Below are 18,383 nucleotides of genomic sequence, written 5' to 3' on the forward strand. Positions count from 1 at the left end.
CCCTGCCTCAGACCCGGCGCATGACCTGGATGGAGCGGGCGCCGACCGGCACGTTCTCGCGGGACTTCACGACGGGCGACTCCTCCTCGGCGAGCAGCGGGTCGGCGGTGTCGAGCACTTTTATCCACATCTGCCCGTACAGCACGGGCGGAAGCGCGAACGCCAGGTCCCCGTCGTGGGCGTTGACGAGCAGCAGGAACGAGGCGTCCCTGACCTGCCGTCCGCGCCGGTCCGGTTCGCCTATCGCGTCGCCGTTCAGGAACACGGTCAGCGACTTGTTGAAGCCGGCGGACCAGTCCCCGCCGGTCATCTCCGTTCCGCCGGGCGTGAACCAGACGAGGTCCGGCAGATCCTCGGGCCTCGTCCCCTCGCGGGTGCGCTTGGAGCCGTCGTCGCCGCCGCGGAAGAAGCGGCGCCGCCGGAACACCGGATGCTCGGTGCGCAGTGCGGACAACCGGCGGACGAAGTCGAGCAGCGGGCCGCGCTCGTCGAAGAACGTGTCGTCGCGCAGACCCGTCCAGTCGACCCAGGACAGCTCGCCGTCCTGGCAGTAGGCGTTGTTGTTCCCGCGCTGCGTCCGGCCGATCTCGTCCCCGTGCAGGAGCATCGGCACGCCCTGCGACAGGAACAGCGTGGTCAGGAAGTTGCGCTTCTGCCGCTCGCGCAGCGAGATGATGTCCAGGTCGTCCGTCGCGCCCTCGTGGCCGCAGTTCCACGACCGGTTGTCGTCGGTGCCGTCCCGGTTGCCCTCCCCGTTGGCCTCGTTGTGCTTGCCGTCGTAGGAGACGAGGTCGTGCAGCGTGAAGCCGTCGTGGCAGGTCACGAAGTTGATCGAGGCGATGGGGCGGCGGCCGTCGTCGGCGTACAGGTCGGACGAGCCCGTCAGCCGGGAGGCGAAGTCGGGCAGCGTGCCCGGCTGCCCGCGCCAGTAGTCGCGCGTCGTGTCCCGGTACTGGCCGTTCCACTCCGTCCACAGCGGCGGGAAGTTGCCGACCTGGTAGCCGCCCTCCCCGACGTCCCACGGCTCGGCGATCAGCTTGACCTGCGAGACCACCGGGTCCTGCTGGACGAGGTCGAAGAACGCCGACAGCCGGTCCACCGCGTGCAGCTCGCGGGCCAGCGTCGCGGCGAGGTCGAAGCGGAACCCGTCCACGTGCATCTCGGTCACCCAGTACCGCAGCGAATCCATGATCAGCTGCAGGACGTGGGGACTGCGCATCAGCAGGCTGTTGCCGGTGCCCGTGGTGTCCATGTAGTAGCGGGCGTCGTCCTCCGTGAGCCGGTAGTACGAGGCGTTGTCGAGGCCGCGGAACGACAGCGTCGGCCCGAGGTGGTTGCCCTCGGCGGTGTGGTTGTAGACGACGTCCAGGATCACCTCGATCCCGGCCGCGTGCAGCGACTTCACCATCGCCTTGAACTCCAGCACCTGCTCGCCGCGGTGCCCGGACGAGGAGTACTCGTTGTGCGGCGCGAAGAAGCCGATGGTGTTGTAGCCCCAGTAGTTGCGCAGCCCCCGGCTCGTCAGCGCGTCGTCGTGGACGAACTGGTGGACGGGCATCAACTCGACCGCCGTCACCCCGATCGAGCGGAGATGGTCGGTGATCACCGGGTGGCCGAGCGCCGCGTACGTGCCGCGCATCGCCGGCGGGATGTCCGGATGCCGGGCGGTCAGCCCCTTGACGTGCGCCTCGTAGATCACCGTCTCGTGGTAGGGGGTGCGGGGCGGGCGGTCGTCCCCCCAGTCGAAGTACGGGCTGACCACCACCGACCGCATCGTGTGGCGCGCCGAGTCGGCGTCGTTGCGCGACCAGGGGTCGCCGAAGTCGTACCCGAAGCAAGCCTCGTCCCAGTCGACCTGTCCTTCGACGGCCTGCGCGTACGGGTCGAGCAGCAGCTTCGCGGGGTTGCAGCGCAGCCCGCGCGGCGGATCGTAGGGGCCGTGCACGCGGAACCCGTACCGGCGTCCCGGCATGACGCCCGGCAGGTAGCCGTGCCACACGAAGGCGTCCACCTCCGGCAGCGTCAGCCGCGTCTCCTCACCGTCGCCCGCCGGTCCGTCGAACAGGCACAGCTCCACCTTCTCGGCCACCTCGGAGAAGACGGCGAAGTTCGTCCCCGCGCCGTCGAACCGGGCCCCCAGGGGGTAGGCGTCACCCGGCCAAACCTGAGCCAATTGTTCCGCCCTTCGTAGGGTGCGGCGCCGCGCGCCCGACCGCGCACGTACCGCCGGCCGCACCCCCGAAGCTCTTCCCCCTAGGGGATAGATCACACCGATCAGGACCCCACTGGCCAGAACGGACATCAGTGGGTTACGTTAGGGGAGCCTTACCTTAATGAGGGCGCCCTTACCGGTGCCGGTGGGGCACGCTGCGAAGACGACGAGCCGCACGGAAGGTCTCCCACCGGAATGTACGTCTGCATCTGCAACGCCGTCACGGAGGACGACGTTCACGGCTGCATGGCGAGCGGTTGCACGACCGCCAAGGCCGTCAAGGCCGCCTGCGGCTTCAAGCCGGGCTGCGGGCTGTGCACCAAGCGCATCCACGCGATGGTCAGCGAGTACCGCGACTCCACCGCCCTGGCGGACGCCCTGGCCGGTGGCCCGCACGCCCTGGCGGCCGTCCCCGAGGCGCCCCTCGCGAGCTCGCCGCTTCCCGCTCCCGCGCAGGTCGTGCACGGGGTGGGCGGCAGCGACCCCGCCTCCTCGACCGCCGCCTGAGCACCCCTTTCCTTACCGTCCGTTTCTATATCGGAACGCACTGTGTGCGAATAGGTACTGTCCCGGATCCGGTCCGGCATGGAAGCATGGGGCCATGGAAGGCGACAACGACATCATCGCTCTGCTGAACGAGCAGCTCACCGCCGAGCTCACGGCGATCAACCAGTACTTCCTGCACGCCAAGATGCAGGAGAACTGGGGCTTCACCCGTATCGCCAAGCACACCCGCGACGAGTCCTTCGACGAGATGCGGCACGCGGAGCGGCTCACCGACCGGATCCTGTTCCTGGAGGGCCTGCCGAACTACCAGAAGCTCGGCACCCTGCGCATCGGGCAGACCATCGTCGAGCAGCTCAAGGCGGACCTGGAGGTCGAGATGGAGGCCGTGGCCCGGCTGCGGCCCGGCATCGAACTCATGCGCTCGCGCGGCGACGTCACCTCCGCCCGGATCTTCGAGGACATCCTCGCCGACGAGGAGGAGCACATCGACTACCTGGAGACCGAGCTGAGCCTCGTCCAGGCCCTCGGCGAGCAGAACTACCTGCAGCGCCTCACCGACTCGCCCGGCGAGGGCGGCCCGAGCCCCGTCTGAGCCCTACGTCGTCCGCCCACCGCTCCTGCGCAGCACGTACGGCTGGACGATGCCGAGGCCGCGCACCGGGCGCTTGACGATCCGCGTGACCTCGTAGCCCGGCGCCTTCTCCAGGCACGCCGCCAGCTCGGCGTCGATCACCACCGCGCCCGGCCGGGCGAGGGAGGTGAGCCGGGCCGCGAGGTTCACGGTCGTGCCGAACACGTCGCCCATCAGCGGCAGGACGGGCCCGTGGGCGACGCCGACCCGCACGTCCGGGACCTCGGTCTCGTCCTGGATCGCCGCCGCCACCGTCAGCGCGATCTCCGCGCCGATCTCCGGCGTGCCCGCGCTGAACAGCACCTCGTCGCCGAGCGTCTTCACCAGCCGGCCGCCGCAGGAGGCGATGATGTCGGCGGCGGTCTCCTCGAACCACTCCACCACGCGGGCCAGCTCGATCTCCTCCAGCTCCCGGCTGACCTGGGTGAAGGAGACCATGTCCGCGAACCCGACCGTGGTCATCGGCCGGCCCGCGGAATCGCCGTTCTCCCGGCTCGCCGCCGCGGCCAGCGCCCGCGTCCCCGCGGCCGCGAGCTGCCGCCGCCAGGCGTGCAGCACCAGCGGTTCGAAGTCGCCGATGTGCTTCTCGGCGATGTCCACCACCGTGTCCACCGCCTGCGCCGACGGCGTCTCGGTCAGGTCCTGCGTCAGCATGCTGCGCAGCAGGTTGACCTGCCACTCGGCGAGCCTGGTCATCGTCTGGCCGAACGCCCTGACCAGGCGGATCACGCCGTCCTCGTCCAGGACCCCGTCATCGACGAGCCTGCGGAGGCGGTCCAGCGCCGCCACGTCGCCCTCGGTGTAGGCGATCGTCTCGTCCGGCATCGACGGGTAGCCGAACGCCCGCCAGATCCGGCCGGCGAAGTCCCGGGACACCCCGGACAGGCGGACCGCCTCGACGCGGTTGTACCGCAGCTCGCCTCCGAGCAGGAGCTCTTCGATCTCCTTCGGATCCGGCAATCCGGCCGCCATCATCCGCCCCTCAGTCCGCAGCCGCCGTGGGCCGTGGCGGCGGCGTCGTGGATCGGTACCCGCACATATCGTCGCAGATCAGCATCAACGTCAACGGCCGGATGCCGGATCGTCCTGTCCCGTTCACCGGACGTGCACCACATCGCCCGCACTGACCGCCGTGTCGCCGTCCGGTCCGGCCACCACGAGCCGCCCCGCCTCGTCCACGTCCCGCGCCGTCCCGGTCAGCCGCTCGCCGCCGGGCATCTCCACGCGCACCTCGCGGCCGAGGGTCGAGCACAGGTCCCGGTACGCGGTGCGCAGCCCGCTGCTCTCCGGATCACCGCCGAGCGCCGTCCACTCCTGGTACCAGGTGCCGAACTCGCGCAGGATCGCGCGCAGCAGCGGCGCCCGGTCGCTGTGCGGCGCGTCCTCGATCGCGAGGGACGTCGCGGTCGGCACCGGCAGCTCCTCCTCGCGCAGCCCCACGTTCAGCCCCACCCCCACCACGAGCCCGTCGTCGACCATCTCGGCGAGGATCCCGGCGAGCTTGCGGTCCCCGACCAGCACGTCGTTCGGCCACTTGAGGCGCACGTCCACCGCGGCGTCACCGGCCTCGCCGCCGCCGTCGCCGCCGCCGTCGCCGAGGAACCCCTCCCCCGCCTGCGACCAGGCGGTCATCCGCCGGAGGGCGGTGGCGACCGCGACGCCCGTCAGCAACGACGCCCAGGCGAACCGCGCCACCGGCAGCCGAGGGCGCAGCAGCATCGAGAACATCAGCCCCGACCGCGGCGGCGCCGTCCAGGTCCGCCCGAGCCGCCCGCGGCCCGCCGTCTGCAGCTCGGTGACCAGCACGGTCCCCTCCGGCGCGCCCTCCCGCGCCCGCTCCGCGAGGTCGGCGTTGGTGGATCCGGTCTCCTCCACCACGCGGACGTCCCGCCACAGCCCGCCCTCCCGCACGAGCGCCCGCCGCAGCGCCGCCTCGTGCAACGGCGGCCGGCCGAGATCCCCATACCGTGATTCGCTCACACCACCAATCCAACCCCATGACGAATTCGATCTTGGGACCGGCGTCCGGCCGCGGCGGCCGCGCTCGTTAGGGTGCCCCCTATGGATGGTGTGACGCTGCGGCGCGACGGGCACGTCGCGGAGATCGTGCTGGACCGCCCCGAGGCCCTCAACGCCCTGTCGACCGCGATGGCCCGGCGCCTCGCGGACGCGTGCGCCGAGATCGCGGCGGACGCGGTGGTCCGCGCGGTGGTCCTCAGCGCCGCCGGGGAGAAGGCGTTCTGCGTGGGCGCCGACCTCAAGGAGCGCAACGCGATGACCGACGAGGAGATCCTCGCGCAGCGCCCCGTCTTCCGCGCCGCGTTCGGCGGCGTCCTGAACCTCCCGCAGCCGGTGGTCGCGGCCGTGCACGGCTACGCCCTCGGCGGCGGCTGCGAGTTCGCGCTGTCCGCCGACATGATCGTCGCGGACGAGTCGGCCGTGTTCGGCCTCCCCGAGGTGAGCGTCGGCCTCGTGCCCGGCGGCGGCGGAACCCAGCTCGCCCTGCGCCGCCTCGGCCCCGGCAGGGCCGCCGACCTGGTCTTCACCGGCCGCCGCCTCGGCATCGAGGAGGCCCTCGCCTACGGCCTCGCCGACCGCCGCGTCCCCGCGGGCACCGCCCGCGAGGAGGCCCTCGGCATCGCCCAGGTGATCGCCCGCAACTCCCCCACCGCCGTCCGCGCCGCCAAGCGCGCCATGCGCCTGGGCGGCGGCACCACCCTGGACACCGCCCTCGAGCTCGAAGAGAACGCCTGGCGCACGGCCGCCTTCTCCGCCGACCGCCGCGAAGGAATCGCCGCCTTCAACGAAAAGCGCAAACCCAACTGGGGCGGCTAGACGCCTTTTCCCAGGGGGCACCCCCTGGAACCCCCGTCACGAGCCGGGCGATCCTCACGCCACGGTGCGGGTTCTCGTGCCCGTGCGGGTTCGTGTCGTGTCGCTGCGGTCGCCCGGCTCGACGGGCCGTGCGACCGCGCCGGGAGCCTTCAGTCGGGGTTCGGGGCGAGGTCTTTGGCCATGTGGACTACGTTGCGGCCGCCTATGTCCTCGCGGGTCGTCTCCTGGTAGCCGAGGCGCTCGTAGAGGGCGATGTTGGGGGTCATCAGCTCGTTGGTGTAGAGGCGCAGGCTTGGTAGGGACAGAGCGCGGGCGTGGTCTTCGGCGAAGGCCAGGAGGGTGCGGCCCACGCCCTGGCCGTGGCGGGCCGGGTCCACGGCCACGTTCTCGATCAGGAGGGTGCCGTCCTCGGGGATCAGGACGATCAGGCCGTCCCCGGAGTCGGTCACGAAGACCCGGCCGGCGGCGATCAGGGTCGTGTAGTCGGCGTCCATGGGGATCGGGCGCGCGCCGATGATCTCGGCCCAGGGGGCGTAGGCCGCCTCGACGATCTCCTCGATGCGGGGGCGGTCGGGCTGGGCGGCCGGTCTGATCATCGTCATCCCGTGTTCTGGAGTCCGGCGGCGACGCCGTTGACCGACAGCAGGAGGAGTTCCTCCAGGTGGGCGCGCTCCGCGTCGTCCTGCACGCCGGCGCGCAGCACCTTCAGGGCCCGCAACTGCAGGTGGGAGAGGGCGTCCACGTAGGGGTTGCGGAGCTCGACCGCGCGGGAGAGGACCCTGCGGTTCTCCAGGAGGCGGTCGTGGCCGGTGACCGCCAGGACGAGGCGGCGGGTGCGGTCGTACTCGGTCAGGACGGTCTCGGAGAGCTCGGGGCGCTCCCCGAGGGCCAGGTAGCGCTCGGCGATCGCGCGGTCGGACTTGGCGAGGCTCATCTCGGCGTTGTCGAGGAGGGTGTTGAACAGCGGCCACGCCTCGTAGGCCTCGCGGAGCTCGGCGAGGTCGCGGCCGTCGTCGGAGACGGCGGCGAGGCCGCTGCCGAGGCCGTACCAGCCGGGGAGGTTGACGCGGGTCTGCGTCCAGGCGAACACCCACGGGATGGCGCGCAGGTCCTCCAGGCCGCGGGCGGCCTTGCGGCGGGCCGGGCGGGAGCCGATGCGCAGCTGGGCGATCTCCTCCAGGGGGCTGACCCGGGCGAACCAGACGGCGAAGTCCTCGGTCTCGATGAGGGCGCGGAACGCGGCCCTGGCCGCCTCGCTGATCTTGTCGGCGAGGGGGCGGAAGCGGGCGGCGGCCTCGCGGGCGCGGTCCTGGACGGCGTCGGTCGAGGCGAGCAGGACGGCGCTGGTGACCTGCTCGACGTGCCGCTTGGCGATCTCGGCGTGGCCGTAGCGGGCGAAGATGACCTCGCCCTGCTCGGTGACCTTGAAGCGGCCCCCGACCGAGCCCGGCGCCTGCGCGAGGATCGCCCGGTTGGCGGGCCCGCCGCCGCGGCCGAGGGAGCCGCCGCGGCCGTGGAACAGCGTGAGGGTGACGCCGCCCCGGGCCGCCCACGCGGCGAGGGCCTCCTGCGTGTCGTACAGCCGCAGGGTGGCGCTGGTCGGGCCGAGCTGCTTGGCGGAGTCGGAGTAGCCGAGCATGACCTCCAGGCGGCGGCCGGTGTCCTCCAGGCGGCGCCGGACGGCCGGGATCTCCAGCATCCCGTCGAGGACGGAGGGCGCGCGCTCCAGGTCCTCGCCGGTCTCGAACAGCGGGATCACGTCCAGGACGGGGGCGCCGCCGCCGAGGGTCTCGGCGAGGGCGTGCACGTTGGCGATGTCCTCGGCGGAGCGGGTGAAGGACACGATGTAGCGGTGGCAGGCGCGGACGCCGAACCGCTGCTGGATCCAGGCGATGACCCGGAGCGTCTCCAGGATCTCCTCGGTCATCTCCGAGCGCGGGCCTCCCGAGCGGACCTCCGCAAGGGCCTTCTCGTGCAGCTCGGAGTGCTGGCGGATCTCCAGCTCGGCGAGGTGGAAGCCGAACGTCTCGACCTGCCAGATGAGCTGCTGGACGCGCCCGTAGGCCTGCCGGGGGGCGCCCGCGGCGGCGAGGGAGTCCTGGACGGTGCGCAGGTCGGCGAGCAGCTCCTCCGGGGAGGAGTAGGCGAGGTCGGCGTCGCGCTCGCGGGTCGCGGAGATGCGGGCGGCGGCGTGCAGGAGGAACTGGCGGTGCGGCTCGCCGGGCGAGCGCTTGGCCGTCCCCCCGACCAGCCGCGGGTGGGCGGTGCGGGCGGCGGCGAGGGCGTTCAGCAGGTCGCCGGACGCGGGGGTGGTCGACTCGTGGACGGTCAGCTCCCGGCCGATCCGGGCGCACGCCGCCTCCAGGGCGCGCAGGACGTGGTCCGCCTGGATCATGACGGCGTCCCGGGTGACCTGCGCGGTGACGTGGGGATTGCCGTCGCGGTCGCCGCCGATCCAGCTGCCGAACCGCAGGTACGGGCGGGCCTTCGGGGGGCGGGCGCCGAGGGTCTCGCCGGCGGCGTCGCCCTCCAGGGCGCGGTCGAGGGACCGGTAGACGTGCGGCACGACCCGGAAGATCGTCTCGTCGAACGCGGCCATCGCGGTGCGGACCTCGTCCAGCGGGTCCATCTGCGAGACCCGGCGCAGCGCGGTCCGCCACAGCAGGTCGATCTCCTCGCGGAGGCTGCGCTCGATCTCCTCGCGCTCGCTCGCGCCGGGGTCGCCGTTCAGCCGCGCCAGCAGGTCGCTGATCCGCTGGATGGCGGTGACGACCGCGCGGCGGCGGGCCTCGGTGGGGTGGGCGGTGAAGACGGGCCGGAACTCCAGGCCCTCGACGACCGCGTCGAGCCGGCCGTCGCCCCCGGCGCGGATCTCCTCGACCGCGGCGGCCACCGACCCGGCGACGGTGCCGCCGGTGTCACGTTCCCGGAGCGTCCGGATGCGGTGGTGCTCCTCGGCCAGGTTCGTCAGGTGGAAGTACACGGTGAACGCGCGGGCGACCTGCCCGGCGCGTTCCGGCGACCAGGCGTCGACGAGGGCGGCGACCTCGTCCCCGCCCGTCTCGCCGCGGCGGGCCGCGATCACCGCGTGGCGGAGCCGTTCGACGTCGTCCAGGAGCCCCTGGCCGCCGTACTCCACGAGGGAGTCGCCGAGCATGGCGCCGAGCAGCCGCACGTCGCGGCGCAGCGGTTCGGGCATGTCCTGCCGGAGGTTGTCTCGCGTCTTCGTAGCCACCCGCCCAAGGGTAACGAGAGGCCGCGAGGCGCCTGCCCACCGGGCCGCGCCTCCCCCGGGCCCGCGTCCGTCCCGGTCAGCGGGCCCCGGCGGCGAGCGCGGTATCAGCGGGCGGTTACCCTGGCGCGCATGGCGACGGAAGCCCCTGAACCCCCGGTGGACTACGACATCCACACCACGGCGGGAAAGATCGCGGATCTGGAACGGCGCCGCTACGAGGCGGTGCACGCCGGCTCGGCGCGCGCCGTGGAGAAGCAGCACGCCAAGGGCAAGATGACGGCCCGGGAGCGGATCGACGCGCTCCTGGACCCCGGCTCGTTCGTCGAGTTCGACGAGATGGCGCGGCATCGCTCCACCAACTTCGGGATGGAGAAGAACCGCCCCTACGGCGACGGCGTCGTCACCGGGCACGGCACGGTGGACGGACGTCCCGTCGCGGTCTTCAGCCAGGACTTCACCGTCTCCGGCGGCTCCCTCGGCGAGGTCTTCGGCGAGAAGATCTGCAAGGTCATGGACCACGCGGTCACGACCGGCTGCCCGGTGATCGGCATCAACGACTCCGGCGGCGCGCGGATCCAGGAGGGCGTGGTCGCGCTCGGCCTGTACGCGGAGATCTTCAAGCGGAACGTGCACGCCTCCGGCGTCATCCCGCAGATCTCACTGGTCATGGGACCGTGCGCGGGCGGGGCCGTGTACTCCCCCGCGATCACCGACTTCATCGTCATGGTGGACCAGACGTCCCACATGTTCATCACCGGGCCGGACGTCATCAAGACGGTCACCGGCGAGGAGGTGACCATGGAGGAGCTCGGGGGCGCCCACTCGCACAACGCGCGCTCCGGGGTCGCCCACTACCAGGGGTCGGACGAGGACGACGCGATCGAGTACGTCAAGGCGCTGCTGTCGTACCTGCCGTCGAACAACCTGTCCGACGCGCCCGCGTTCGACGTGCCCGTCGACCCCTCCGAGGTGGACGCGGAGCTCGACTCCCTCATCCCCGACTCGCCGAACCAGCCGTACGACATGCACACCGCCATCGAGCACGTGCTGGACGACGGCGAGTTCCTGGAGGTCCAGGCGCTGTACGCGCCGAACATCATCGTCGGGTTCGGCCGGGTCGAGGGCCACTCGGTCGGCATCGTCGCCAACCAGCCGATGCAGTTCGCCGGGACGCTCGACATCGACGCCTCCGAGAAGGCCGCCCGGTTCGTCCGGACGTGCGACGCCTTCAACATCCCGGTGCTGACCTTCGTGGACGTCCCCGGCTTCCTTCCCGGCACCGACCAGGAGTGGAACGGGATCATCCGGCGCGGCGCGAAGCTGCTGTACGCCTACGCCGAGGCCACCGTCCCGCTCGTCACGGTCATCACCCGCAAGGCCTACGGCGGCGCCTACGACGTCATGGGGTCCAAGCACCTCGGGGCCGACATCAACCTGGCGTGGCCGACCGCGCAGATCGCCGTGATGGGCGCGCAGGGCGCGGTCAACATCCTGTACCGGCGCGAGCTGGCCGCCGCGGACGATTCCGACGCCCGCCGCGCCGAGCTGATCACCGAGTACGAGGACGCGCTCGCCAACCCCTACATCGCGGCGGAGCGCGGCTACATCGACAACGTGATCAAGCCGTCCGAGACGCGCGGGCAGGTGGTGCGGGCGCTGCGGGCACTGCGGGAGAAGCGCAAGACGCTCCCGCCCAAGAAGCATGGGAACATCCCGCTCTAGCGGGAACACGCCCGGAAGGTGGGAGATCTCGTGACCGCCGACAGCAAGCCGTTCCTGCGGGTCGTCCGCGGCGACCCGGGGCCGGAGGAGGTCGCGGCGCTCGTCGCCGTGCTGACCGCCCGCGCCAGGGCGGCCGCCGCGTCCCCGGACGGCGCGGCCCCGCCCGCGCCGTCGCGCTGGGCCGACCGCTCCCGGCTCGTCCGCGCCACCCTCGCGGGCGGGCCGAGGCCGCGGGGGCCGGGCGCGTGGAAGGCGAGCGGCCTGCCGCGCTGACGCCCGACGCGGGCCTCGCCGGGGCGCCCCGCGACATGTAACCGTGGTTCGCACCCGGCGGGGCGCTCCGCACGAATAGGGTGGAAGGCCATGGCCACCTCGGAGTACGTCCCACAGCCCGCGCGATATGCGATCTTCGTCGACGCGGGATACCTCTACGCGGCCTCCGGGGCCCTGCTGCTCGGCTGTGGTTCGCGGCGTGAGTACCGGGTCGCCGCCGAGAAGCTGATCAAGGCGCTCACCGACCACGCCGACGAGCAGCGGCGCGGCGAACTGCTCCGGGTGTACTGGTTCGACGCCGCGCCGAAGCGCCAGCCGACCGTCGACCAGCGCGTGATCGCCAACCTGCCGCTGGTGAAGCTGCGCCTCGGCAACCTGAACGCGCAGGGACAGCAGAAGGGCGTTGACGCCCAGCTGCGCGCCGACCTGGAGGCCCTGGCCCGGCACCGCGCGATCACCGACGCGGTGCTGCTGGCCGGCGACGAGGACATGCTGCCCGCCGTGGAGGCCGCGCAGCGCTACGGCGTCCGCGTGCACCTGTGGGGCGTGGAGCCGACGCACGGCTCCAACCAGGCCGAGTGGCTGGTGTGGGAGTCCGACACGGTCGAGGTGCTGCCCGCCGAGTTCCTGCGCCCGTACTTCACCAAGGCCAAGGTGCTGCCGGCGCCCGCGCCGGGCTCCGCCGCCGCGGTCCGCGACGCCGCGGCCGCCGCGCAGCGCTCCAGCCCCGTCCCGTCGCCGTCGCAGGTGTTCGCGGGACGTCCCCCGTCGGTCAAGCCGACGCCCGCGGCGGCCCGTGCGGCCGTCCCGGTGCCGGGCGCCGCCACGCCCGCCACGGTGGCCGCGTCGCTGAACTCCGCCACGGCGGCGCCGTCCGACGGCAAGCTCGGCCCCGACCGCGACCACATGCTGGAGATCGGCGAGCACGTCGCCCAGAAGTGGATCTTCGAGCGGGGCCGGGACAACATCCGCGACCTGCTGCCCGGCCCGATCCTGCCGCCCGTCATCGACAAGGAGCTGCTGATCGAGGCGGAGAAGGAGCTCGGCGGCTCGCTGCGCCCCTACCAGGAGGCCCGCACCTGGCTGCGGGACGGCTTCTGGGAGCGCGTCTACCGCGAGTTCGGCATAGGCATCGGCAAGTCCGACTAGCCGATACCGCGTTACCGCCGCCGCAGAGAACGCGTTTGGCAATGAGCCGGATACCGAGCGTCGTCCCTAGGTAAGGTCCCCGCCGTGACAGGGGGAGACCTTCGCATGCAACCTCACCAGGGACGATCACGGGCCGTCGCGCTGCCGCTTGCCGCGGTCCTCGCGCTGACCGGCCTGGCCGGATGCGAGTCGCCCGTCCCCTTCTACCGGCCCGGGGAGGGCGCCCCGGACGGCCCGGTCGTCGGGCTCGGCGGGCCGGCGCCCTACCTGCCGGCGCACCCGGGCGGCACCGCTCCGCGCGCGTCCGAGTCGGCGCCGCCGGGCGGGGTGCCCGTCGCGCCCGCGGGCGGACGCGTCTACGCCGCCACCGGCCCCGGGATGCTCGCGCCGACGGCGCGCGGGCTGCCGCCGCGGCTGTACGTGCCGAACGGCCCGTACATCGACGTCCTCGACCCCGCCGGGCTCCGGCTCGTCGGCCGGTTCCACACCGGGGCGACGGCGGCGGGGGTGGCGCCGTCGTGGGATCTGCGGCGGCTGTGGGCCACCGACCGCGTGAACGGCCTGCTCGTCCCGCTCGGGCCGCGCAGCGGGAGGCGGGGCCGCCCGGTCGGGGTCACCGCGCCGACCAGGCTCTACTTCTCCCCCGACGGGCGCGACGCGCTGGTCCTGGCGCGCCGTCCGGACCGGATCGACCTGCGCGACCCGCGCACCATGGCGCCGCGGGCATCGGCGCCCCTGCCGTGCGCGGCCGGCCACGCCGACTTCACCCCGGACGGCGCGTCCCTGGTGGCCACGTGCACCGCCGCCGGCCTGCTCGCCCGCGTCGACCTGGCGGGCCGCGCCGTGACCGGCACGGTCCGGCTGCCGGACGGGGCCCGGCCCGGCGACCTGCGGCTCTCCCCCGACGGGTCCGCCTTCTACGTCGCGGACGCCCGCCGCGGCGGAGTGTGGCTGGTGGACGCCCGCCGGTTCGCCCTGGTGGGGTTCGTCCGGACGGGGCACGGCGCGCGGGGCCTGGCGATCAGCAGGGACGCGCACCGGCTCTTCGTCGTGGGCGGCGGCGCCGTCACCACCGTCGAGTTCGGGTCGCGGCGGGTCACGGCCCGCTGGCCGCTGCCCGGCGGCGGATCACCGGCGCCGGGCGGGGTTTCCTCGGACGGGACGGCGCTGTGGCTCGCCGACCCCGCCGGGCTCGTCTACGCCGTCTCGACCCGGACCGGGCGGGTCGTCCAGTCCGTCCGGGTCGGCGGGCGCCCGGCCGGGCTGTGCGTGCATCCGCAGCCCGGCCGTTACTCCCTGGGCGGCACCGGCCTGTACCGCTAGCGCGGACCGGCTAGCGCGAACCGACGTGGTGCCAGTCGGGGAGCAGCTCCTCGACGAGCGCCTCCGTCTCCGGCTGGAGCCCGTCGAACAGCGGATCCCGGCCGACGCGGCCGCGCAGCTCGTCCACGGCCACCTGGACCTGCGCGACGTCGCCGGTCGCGTGGGTGGCGCGGAGCAGGTCCCGCCACAGGCCCTCGTCCTCGGGGGCGAGCCGCAGCCCGGCGCGGGCCGCGCTCACCGCGCCGCGCGGGTCGCCCTCCTCCAGCCGCAGCACGACGAGGCGGTGCGCGACGTCGATGACCCGCGCGGGCGCCTCGAACTCCAGGTCGTGGTCGGCGAGCCAGGCGTACCGCCCGCGCGGCCGGTCGGCGAGGAGCGGGCCGCGGACGAGGTCCAGCGCGTAGGCCATGTAGGCGGTCTCGGACGCCGGCTCGGCCGCGGACCGCCAGATCAGCCAGCGGAACACGTTCAGGTCGACGCGCACCTCGGAGCCGAGCCGGATCCGGCCCCGGTCGTCGTAGTACAGGTTGGGACGGCCGCGGGCGTCGCGGCCGAGCCAGTCCGACACGCGGGCCACGCACGCGTCGCGGACCCCGGTGCTGACGCCGCGCGGCCAGACCGCGCCGGACAGCACCGTCGGGTGGACGCCCTCCGGGTGCGCCGCGAGGTACACCAGCAGCTCCGTGCACAGCTCGCGGCGGGACTCGTCCATCGGCCCCGGCGCCTCGACCTCGATCGGGCCGAGCAGCCGGACCTCCACCGACGACTGCTGCGCGGTCGGCGGCTCCTCGCCTCCGGCGAGGCCGGGCAGCTCCACCGGCTCCAGCCGCGCGGCCGTCCGGAACAGCTCGAACACGCCGCGGTAGTCGTCGTCGCCGACGAGCTGCGCCTCGACGTCGAAGCCGAGCACGCCCGCCTGCAGACGGCCGGCGGCGTCGGCGTCCCACGTCCAGGTGGCGCCCTGCACGTCCCCGGGGACGAGGTAGCCGGCGGCCATCCGGGTGCCGGTTCGGGCCAGCGCGACGAGCCGGTCCGCCTCCCGCTCCGGAGGCTGGTCCGCCATGATCAGGTAGTGCGGCATCCACGCCTCGCCGAACACGCCGCGGCAGCGCCCGGTGAGCACCGAGTCGACGCCGGACGCGGCGAGCGCCTGCCGCACCTCCTCGCTGCGCCCCTCCAGCTCGGGCAGCGCGTCCTCCAGCGTCGGGACGGACCGGACACGGTCCGGGGCGATCTCCGCCAGGCCCTCGCCGAGCTCGGCGTCGAACCCGACGAGCGTGATCCGCATGTGGTCGGACCAGCGGTTGGTGGCCAGCTCCAGCGCGACCGCCGACAGCACGGCGCGGCGGATGTCCTCGGGCCCGCGCAGCGCGATCAGCCCGTGCGCGGCCTCCAGGTCGACGAGGATGCGGCCGTTGTCGTTGGTGCCGATCGAGACCAGGCCGGGGTAGGGGGCGAGGACGTCGACGAGGTCGGAGGCCTCCAGGCCCGGCAGCGCGTCGGCGCTCAGCCGCCACACCTGCCCGTCGTCGAACGCCTGCCAGGGCGCGGGCGGGTTCCGGTCGGCGGGCGCGATCCACAGGTCGAGGCTGCCGTGTCCGAGGTGCACCCCGTAGATGGTCGGCAGGGCGCGCCCGCCCGCCGCCATCGACTTGGACATGTGCCGCAGCCCGAGGTCGAGCAGCCGCGCCGCGTCGTCGTCGGCGCCGATCCGCAGCGCGCGCTCCGCCTCGGCGGCCGCCCCCTCCGGCCGGACGATCATGTGCCCGAACGCGCGGTTCCACATCTGGGTGCGGCGCCGCCGGCCGAGCGCGCCGAGCACCCCGGCGGCGAGCAGCGACGCCGCCGCGAGGCCGTGCGGCCAGCTCACGTCGAACGTGCCGCCGGTCTCGCCCGTGGGCCTTTCCGTCCCGCCGTCGTGCGCGGGCGGCTGCGCGGTCTCTGATTTCTCCGGCGCGGGCGTCTCCGGCGCGGGCGTCTTCGGCTCGGTGTGCTGCGGCGCCGGGGTCTGCGGGGCCGACGGCCGCGGGACGGCCGGCGGAGCCTGGGAGGCGGGCGGCTGCGTCGGCGGCGCCTCGTGCGTGGGCGGCTGGTGCGTGGGCGGCGCCTGATGGGACGGTGGCGCCTGCTGCGTCGGCGGTGCCTGCTGCGGCGGTGCCTGCTGCGGCGGTGGCGTCTGCTGCGCCGGCGGGGTGGGCTTCGGCGCCGTGGGCGGGGCCGGGCTCGGCCTGGCGGGCGCGTCGGGGACGGCGTGCCCGTGCTTGAAGTAGTCGTGGAGGTCCTTGGTGGGGATGACCTGCGCGTGCTTGGCGTCCGCGGGCATCTCCAGGATCCAGCCGGGACGGATCAGGCTCGCGATCGTCAGCCGCGTCCCGTCCGGCTGGATGTGGCCCTTGTTGAGGGAGTAGATCTCGTTGTAGCGGCGGCCCTCGCCGAGGCACTTCTCGGCGATCTCCCACAGGGACTCGTGGTGCCGGCCCTCCGGCGGGTGCACCCGGTAGATCTTGGTGGTGGCCGCCTTCTCCGCCGGATGCGCGGCGAGGTTCTCGGCGGCCGGGGCGGCGGCGGGACGCTCCGGCGCCTCGGGGATGTGGTGGAACTCCTGCGACTGCGGCTGCATCTGCACGACGGGCGGGCGCTGGGACAGCCCGCCGCCGGAGAGCGCCGGCATGATCGCTGTGGTGGCGGTGAACAGCAGCAGCGCGGCCACGACGAGCCGGTGCACGAGCGACTGCGTCCCGCCCGCGAGCGGCACCCGGGCGGGGACGCCGACGCCGCGGATCCCCGCGTACACCTCGACGACCACGCACGCCGCGAGCTGGATCCAGGCGAGCCACACCAGCACCACGAGGATCGCGATGAGCGAGCCCGGTCCCACCTTGTGCGTGAGGTCGGACGCCGACGGCACGTGGTCCGGCAGCGGCGAACCGAAGATCGTCAGCAGCGCGAACGGGACGCCGGCCATCAGCGCGGCGAGCAGGACGAGCGCCCCGATCCCGGCCAGTACGTCGCCCGCGCTGCGCTGCCTTCTCACCCGGACGGGTGTCCTGCGCCCCTGCCGCGTCACCATCGCGCCCCTGCCGTTCTCCGGTCCCTGGACGTCGTCCTCATGGTAGATCTGTTCTCGCTGATGCTCACGGGTTGATTCCTCCCGGTCCGCCCGTAACGGGGCGGGCGGTCGCGCTGGAGGTCAGCTGGAACTCGCCGAAGCCCGGAATGATCCCGAGCAGCTGGGGCCGTACGCTGATCCGCACGCTGACGGCGACCTCCTGCTCGTCGGCGTCGCACTGCGACCCGGTCACCTGGTCGCTGTAGGAGGCGAGCAGGTCGCACGCCGCCGCGCGGGCCCGGCCCGGGTCGAGGACGGGTTCGCCGGTCTGGCGCAGCACGTCGGTGTCGATCTGGTTCGCCCCGGCGCGGGCGGCCTGCTCGGCCATGTCCGCGGCGCGCTGCCGGGCGTGGATGGCGAGACCGCCGTCCACGAGGAGCCCGGCCAGCAGGATGACGACCGGGGTGAACAGCACCGTGTACATCGCGATCGTGCCCCGGTCACGGCCGTCGCCGGCGGCCCGCGCCCCCGGCGCGGTGCGTGGGCCCGTCATGGCGCGTCCCCCGGCTGCTCGCCGTCGGTCCCGCGGAAGGTGAAGGTGTCGACGGGCGCGATCGCGCGGCCCTGGAGCCGCTTGCTGCCGGGCAGCCCGATGAACGCGAGGTCGCCGAGGTCGACGTCGCAGGTGATGGTGACGCCGACGCTGCCGCCCGGCCCCCAGCGGGACACGTCGGTCTGCACGGAGGGACCGCCCGAGCACCAGGCGGTGCCGCGCAGCCCGGCGGACGCCGTGTCGGCGGCGAGGCTCTGCGCGGCTCCCGCGCTGCGGGCGATGGACGCGGCGCGGGCGGCGTCGCGGGCCGCGCCGTCCACCTGGCTCTTGGCGTCCACCATCCGCCCGGCGCCCGCGAGGAACAGCAGGAACGCGACGAAGATGGGCGTGACGAGGACCATCTCCAGGGACATGGAACCGCCGTCGGCGGCGGGACGCGGCACGCGGACCCTCATCAGCCGGCCCCCCGCTGGCAGGCCGTCCCGGAACCGACGTCGGGACGGAAGCACTCGATCGGGCCCTGTGAGCGCTGCGACACGTGGAACCTCATGAACGGGACGACCTGGACGGCCTCGCCGCTGACCTCGACCCAGCGCTCGTCGTTCTCCTCCCCCGCCCGGACCTGGAGCCCGCCGAGCAGGTTCGGCCCGATCTCGCGCACGCTGCCGGACGCCTTCGCGGTCGCCGCGCCCTCCCAGCCGCCGCCGACCGGGGACGTGCGCGCGACGCGGGCGCCCGACTGCGCCGCCGCGAGGGCGACGTGCCGGGCGTGGAAGACCATGGCGAACTGCACCGCGGCGAGCATCATCAGGATGAGGACCGGAGTGAGCAGCGCCCACTCCATCGACGAAGCACCCGCGTCGGAGGAGACGCCGGGTTCCCTGGGCCGCACCG

Annotated in this window: 16 protein-coding genes; 7 read left to right on the top strand and 9 right to left on the bottom strand. The window is 73.6% G+C overall.

All coding sequences use genetic code 11. The features are described from left to right. Nucleotides 1-7: 7 nt before the first annotated feature. On the bottom strand, nucleotides 8-2,173 hold the full coding sequence (glgX, locus tag BJ999_RS36825) for a glycogen debranching protein GlgX (RefSeq protein WP_179837523.1): 2,166 nt from the start codon (nucleotides 2,171-2,173) through the stop codon (nucleotides 8-10). Between the two features lie 234 nt (nucleotides 2,174-2,407). Here glgX and BJ999_RS36830 point away from each other — a divergent pair, with 234 nt between their 5' ends. Continuing rightward, nucleotides 2,408-2,719 carry a (2Fe-2S)-binding protein gene (locus BJ999_RS36830; protein ID WP_179837524.1) on the top strand — a complete coding sequence of 104 codons (312 nt, stop codon included), beginning with the start codon at nucleotides 2,408-2,410 and terminating at the stop codon, nucleotides 2,717-2,719. 94 nt (nucleotides 2,720-2,813) lie between these two features. Further along, entirely contained in the window at nucleotides 2,814-3,311 is a 498-nt protein-coding gene (gene bfr / locus BJ999_RS36835; RefSeq protein ID WP_179837525.1) for a bacterioferritin, read from the top strand. Nucleotides 3,312-3,314: 3 nt separating this feature from the next. Here bfr and BJ999_RS36840 read toward each other — a convergent pair whose 3' ends face one another. Together BJ999_RS36840 and BJ999_RS36845 are read right to left on the bottom strand one after the other, a co-directional pair. Next, nucleotides 3,315-4,322 carry an adenylate/guanylate cyclase domain-containing protein gene (locus BJ999_RS36840; RefSeq protein WP_179837526.1) on the bottom strand — a complete coding sequence of 336 codons (1,008 nt, stop codon included), beginning with the start codon at nucleotides 4,320-4,322 and terminating at the stop codon, nucleotides 3,315-3,317. Between the two features lie 123 nt (nucleotides 4,323-4,445). Continuing rightward, entirely contained in the window at nucleotides 4,446-5,330 is an 885-nt protein-coding gene (locus BJ999_RS36845; protein WP_179837527.1) for a biotin--[acetyl-CoA-carboxylase] ligase, read from the bottom strand. Nucleotides 5,331-5,411: 81 nt separating this feature from the next. Here BJ999_RS36845 and BJ999_RS36850 point away from each other — a divergent pair, with 81 nt between their 5' ends. Continuing rightward, complete coding sequence (locus tag BJ999_RS36850; RefSeq protein ID WP_179837528.1) at nucleotides 5,412-6,185, top strand: enoyl-CoA hydratase/isomerase family protein; 774 nt, start codon at nucleotides 5,412-5,414, stop codon at nucleotides 6,183-6,185. Nucleotides 6,186-6,334: 149 nt separating this feature from the next. Here the strand turns inward: BJ999_RS36850 and BJ999_RS36855 are convergent, their stop codons facing one another. Continuing rightward, nucleotides 6,335-6,787, bottom strand: coding sequence for a GNAT family N-acetyltransferase (locus BJ999_RS36855; protein WP_179837529.1), 453 nt, complete (start codon nucleotides 6,785-6,787; stop codon nucleotides 6,335-6,337). Next, complete coding sequence (locus BJ999_RS36860; RefSeq protein ID WP_179839063.1) at nucleotides 6,784-9,384, bottom strand: phosphoenolpyruvate carboxylase; 2,601 nt, start codon at nucleotides 9,382-9,384, stop codon at nucleotides 6,784-6,786. The genes BJ999_RS36855 and BJ999_RS36860 overlap by 4 nt, the downstream gene beginning before the upstream one ends. A 165-nt stretch (nucleotides 9,385-9,549) precedes the next feature. Between BJ999_RS36860 and BJ999_RS36865 the strand changes: the two genes are divergently transcribed. The 4 genes from BJ999_RS36865 to BJ999_RS36880 all read left to right on the top strand — a co-directional run bounded on the left by BJ999_RS36865 (nucleotide 9,550) and on the right by BJ999_RS36880 (nucleotide 13,887). Further along, the gene (locus BJ999_RS36865; protein WP_179837530.1) at nucleotides 9,550-11,142 is read left to right on the top strand and encodes an acyl-CoA carboxylase subunit beta; all 1,593 of its coding nucleotides are present in this window, start codon (nucleotides 9,550-9,552) and stop codon (nucleotides 11,140-11,142) included. Between the two features lie 30 nt (nucleotides 11,143-11,172). Continuing rightward, nucleotides 11,173-11,415: an acyl-CoA carboxylase subunit epsilon gene (locus BJ999_RS36870; RefSeq protein WP_179837531.1), complete on the top strand. Its 243-nt coding sequence runs from the start codon at nucleotides 11,173-11,175 to the stop codon at nucleotides 11,413-11,415. 90 nt (nucleotides 11,416-11,505) lie between these two features. Beyond that, nucleotides 11,506-12,564, top strand: coding sequence for an NYN domain-containing protein (locus BJ999_RS36875; protein WP_179837532.1), 1,059 nt, complete (start codon nucleotides 11,506-11,508; stop codon nucleotides 12,562-12,564). A gap of 105 nt (nucleotides 12,565-12,669) precedes the next feature. Continuing rightward, a complete protein-coding gene (locus tag BJ999_RS36880; protein ID WP_179837533.1) occupies nucleotides 12,670-13,887 on the top strand; it encodes a YncE family protein in 1,218 nt (405 codons plus the stop codon). 10 nt (nucleotides 13,888-13,897) lie between these two features. Here the strand turns inward: BJ999_RS36880 and BJ999_RS36885 are convergent, their stop codons facing one another. The 4 genes from BJ999_RS36885 to BJ999_RS36900 form a co-directional block, all read right to left on the bottom strand. Further along, nucleotides 13,898-16,957 carry a bacterial transcriptional activator domain-containing protein gene (locus BJ999_RS36885; protein ID WP_179837534.1) on the bottom strand — a complete coding sequence of 1,020 codons (3,060 nt, stop codon included), beginning with the start codon at nucleotides 16,955-16,957 and terminating at the stop codon, nucleotides 13,898-13,900. A 64-nt stretch (nucleotides 16,958-17,021) separates the two neighbouring features. Beyond that, entirely contained in the window at nucleotides 17,022-17,489 is a 468-nt protein-coding gene (locus tag BJ999_RS36890) for a TadE/TadG family type IV pilus assembly protein (protein ID WP_229810744.1), read from the bottom strand. Next, nucleotides 17,486-17,944, bottom strand: coding sequence for a TadE family protein (locus BJ999_RS36895; RefSeq protein ID WP_229810745.1), 459 nt, complete (start codon nucleotides 17,942-17,944; stop codon nucleotides 17,486-17,488). Before BJ999_RS36895 ends, BJ999_RS36890 begins: the two co-directional genes overlap by 4 nt. Beyond that, nucleotides 17,944-18,333 carry a TadE family protein gene (locus BJ999_RS36900; protein ID WP_229810746.1) on the bottom strand — a complete coding sequence of 130 codons (390 nt, stop codon included), beginning with the start codon at nucleotides 18,331-18,333 and terminating at the stop codon, nucleotides 17,944-17,946. Before BJ999_RS36900 ends, BJ999_RS36895 begins: the two co-directional genes overlap by 1 nt. Nucleotides 18,334-18,383 lie beyond the last annotated feature (50 nt).

It is taken from the genome of Actinomadura citrea, from assembly GCF_013409045.1.
GTDB classification, from domain to species: domain Bacteria; phylum Actinomycetota; class Actinomycetes; order Streptosporangiales; family Streptosporangiaceae; genus Spirillospora; species Spirillospora citrea.